General features: G+C 73.1%; 4 protein-coding genes and 1 tRNA gene. 2 read left to right on the top strand and 3 right to left on the bottom strand.

All coding sequences use genetic code 11. The features are described 5' to 3' along the window. The coding region (locus ACFXA3_RS39780) for a serine/threonine-protein kinase (protein WP_385195860.1) at window positions 1–892 on the bottom strand (892 nt) is incomplete at its 3' end. 55 nt (window positions 893–947) lie between these two features. Further along, on the bottom strand, window positions 948–1,496 hold the full coding sequence (locus ACFXA3_RS39775) for a helix-turn-helix domain-containing protein (RefSeq protein WP_385195858.1): 549 nt from the start codon (window positions 1,494–1,496) through the stop codon (window positions 948–950). Between the two features lie 161 nt (window positions 1,497–1,657). Between ACFXA3_RS39775 and ACFXA3_RS39770 the strand changes: the two genes are divergently transcribed. Then, window positions 1,658–1,730, top strand: a tRNA-Ala gene (locus ACFXA3_RS39770). A gap of 73 nt (window positions 1,731–1,803) precedes the next feature. Here the strand turns inward: ACFXA3_RS39770 and ACFXA3_RS39765 are convergent. Continuing rightward, a complete protein-coding gene (locus ACFXA3_RS39765; RefSeq protein WP_385195856.1) occupies window positions 1,804–2,328 on the bottom strand; it encodes a GNAT family N-acetyltransferase in 525 nt (174 codons plus the stop codon). A gap of 125 nt (window positions 2,329–2,453) precedes the next feature. Between ACFXA3_RS39765 and ACFXA3_RS39760 the strand changes: the two genes are divergently transcribed. Further along, complete coding sequence (locus ACFXA3_RS39760; protein ID WP_385195854.1) at window positions 2,454–2,927, top strand: LysM peptidoglycan-binding domain-containing protein; 474 nt, start codon at window positions 2,454–2,456, stop codon at window positions 2,925–2,927. Window positions 2,928–3,075 lie beyond the last annotated feature (148 nt).

The raw sequence follows: 3,075 nt of genomic DNA, 5'->3' as shown, positions 1-3,075 counted from the left end.
CCGCGGCCGTGGCCTGCGGGCCGCCCGGGCCGAAACCGGCGGGCAGCGGGCCGAGTTGGTCGAACACCTCCACCGGCTCCTCGTCGGGGGCGGACGGCGGGAGCAGCTGCACGGCCTCGGCAAGGGCCTTGCGGGCCCCTGTGGCGGTCCGGAACCGGTTCTGGGGGTCCGGTTGGAGGAGGTTCGCGATGACGTCCCACAGGGGCGCCGGGACGCCTTCCGGGGCGCCGGGGGTGCCGTGGGCGAGGAAGTGCTCCACGAGCGACCGGGAATCGGGTTTGGCGCCCTTGAGGAGGTAGAGCGCGACCAGCCCGACGGCGAAGAGGTCCGCGGGGAAGTCGGGTTCGGAGCCGAGCAGTTGTTCCGGGGCGAAGTAGCCGGGAGTGCCCACGACGTAGTCGGTCTCGGTCAGGCGCGGCTCGCCCTTGCGCATCGAGATGCCGAAGTCGGACAGCCGCAGGTGCGGCCGTCCGCTTCCGGTGGCCTCCATCAGGATGTTGGCCGGTTTGATGTCGCGGTGGACGACGCCCTCCGCGTGGACCGCCGCCAGCCCCGACAGGAGCTGGTCGAGCAGCGTGCACACGAACCGGGGCGGCAGCGGGCCGTAGTCCCCGATCACGTGGGCGAGCGAGCCGCCGGCGACGAGGTCCATGGTGAACAGGACCTTGTCGTCGTCCGCCGCCCAGCTGGCCGGGGCCAGCACGTGCGGGTGGTCGATGCGCAGGGTCTGCTCCCGGACGAACCGGAGCAGGGTGTGGGCGTCGCTCTGCCGCAGGACCTTGGCGGCGACGTACCGGCGGCGCCGGTGGTCCCAGGCCCGCCACACGGCACCGGCGCCCCCGCGCCCGATCGGATCGATCAGCTCGTACCGGCCGGCGAAGATCTCACCCATCGCTGCGCCCGTCCCCCGTCCCCCGCCGTGTGCGTGCGTGCGTGCGTCCGTCGTGTCAGTTCTGGTGGGACTCGTAGTGGGCGACCGCGTCGGCGGTCCGGCCCGCGCCGTAGACCCGGAGGAACTCCGCCAGTTCGGGATGGCTGGGGGCGAGGGACTCGGCCGCGTCGATGATGTCGCCGGCCGCCGAGACCGAGCGCAGCAGCGACTGGATCTCGCGGACGACGCGCTTGACGGTGGGCGCGCCCGAACTGGGTGTGCTCTGGCCGCTGTTGCTGAGGACGGAGCCTCCCTGGGTCTTCTTGATCTCGTCCATCCGGTCGGTGGCCTCGGCGGCGCTGACGCTGCCGTCCGCCACCTGGCCCGCGAGATCCTGGAGGGCCTGCACGCGCTGGACCACGGCCGGGTTCCCGATCTTGGCCCGCTGGCCGCTCATCAGCTGGGACAGCATGGGCGCCGACAGTCCGAGGACCGCAGCGAGGCGGGCCTGGTTCAAGCCGAGGTCATCTATGAGCCGGCGGAAGAGTGCGCCGAGCGGCTCCCCGTACCAACTGCGCTGAAGCTCTCTGGCTCTGGCCGTGGCCTCTTGCTGAACAGCGTCCACTCTTACTACTCCCCTTCGCTGGTGCGAACCTCGCGAGCATCTTACGGAGAGTGGTCGCACGGCGGGAGTCCCCTTCATTTTGCGAGATGCGGGGGAACACCCGGTACTCTGTTCTGCGGAACGGCCTCACCTTCACGGGAGTCGGTCGCGTCCGTCTTTTCGGGGCTTTAGCTCAGTTGGTAGAGCGCTGCCTTTGCAAGGCAGATGTCAGGAGTTCGAATCTCCTAAGCTCCACACCATAAGAGGTCCTCTGACCAGCGGAAACGCAGGTCGGGGGGCCTCTTTTCGCTGCTGCCGGAGGGTGGCGTCAGAGGTCGATCCAGTAGCGGCGCTTGGGTCCTATGAGGGTGTCGCGGACGTCTTCGAGGACGCCGCCGCCGCGCTCGATCGTGCGCACCGAGGCCGTGTTGCCCGGGTCGCACGTCAGGAGGACCCGGTCCATGCCCAGCAGCCGGGCCTCGTGCAGGACCTCGCCGAGGGCCCAGCCGGCCAGGCCGCGCCCGCGGGCCGAGGGGCGGACGCCGTAGCCGATGTGGCCGCCGGCGTCGAGGAGGAACCCGTTGAGGTAGTGGCGCAGGTCGATCGCGCCCAGGTAGGTGTCGCCCTCGGCGATCCACCAGTACGTCGCGTGGACGCGGCCCTGGTCGACCGGCAGCGTGCGGTCCCCGTACGCGCGCAGCCGCTCCGTCCAGGCGGCGAACCCGGCGGCGCCGTCCACGTCGTCGTCCGAGCCGAGTCCGGCCCCGTCCATGTGGGCGTCGGGGCCCCACTCCGCGCGTGCGGCGAGCCAGGAGGCGTGCAGGCGGGGGGAGGGGAACACGAGCTCGGGCATCCGTGGACAGTAACAGCCGGACGTCCCCCGGTTGGCCCCGTCACAGGGCCGGGCGGCCCGGGCTGTCCGACAGTGGGGGAAGGCACCGAGCCGGGGGGCGAGATCACGCCGGAGGCGTACAGACCATGGGACTCTTCGACTTCCTCAAGTCCGACAAGAAGAAGCACGGCGCCGCGGAGAAGGCCGCGGCGGCCACGTCCGCCGACTACGCGGCCAAGTACACCGACGCCGTCGCGGTCACCAAGGCCGCCGCCGAGCGGATGGCCGCCGCGGCTCCGCCGAAGCCCGCGGCTCCCCCGAAGGCGGCCGCCGCGCCCCCGGCCCCGTCGGGGCCCGGCGCGGCCGCCCATCCGCAGCACACGCCCACCCCCCTGTCCGCCGCGCACAAGGCGGTTCCCGCGGCCCCGGCGCCCACGCCGGCGCCGGCCGCCCCGAAGCGCACGTACACCGTGCGGTCGGGGGACTCGCTCTCCGCGATCGCCCGCCGGGAGCTGGGCAACGAGGCCCGCTGGCGCGAGCTCTACGCCATGAACAGGGGGGTCATCGGCTCCAATCCCGACCTCATCCACCCCGGCCAGGTGCTCACGCTCCCCCACTAGCGGGTGCCGTGCGGCCGGGCGGCCGGGCGGCCGGGCGGCCGGACGGACGGACGGACGGAGGGCGCCGCGGCCCCCCAGGCCCGCCCCCCCCCCGGGGGGGGGGCCCCGCCGGCCCGCGCCGCCAGGCGCGACCGCCGCCAGGTGGGCT

This window comes from Streptomyces sp. NPDC059456 (assembly GCF_042750055.1).
In the GTDB taxonomy this organism is placed as follows: domain Bacteria; phylum Actinomycetota; class Actinomycetes; order Streptomycetales; family Streptomycetaceae; genus Streptomyces.
Note: the sequence above shows the minus strand (reverse complement) of the source record. Positions and strands in the feature narration are given on the sequence as shown.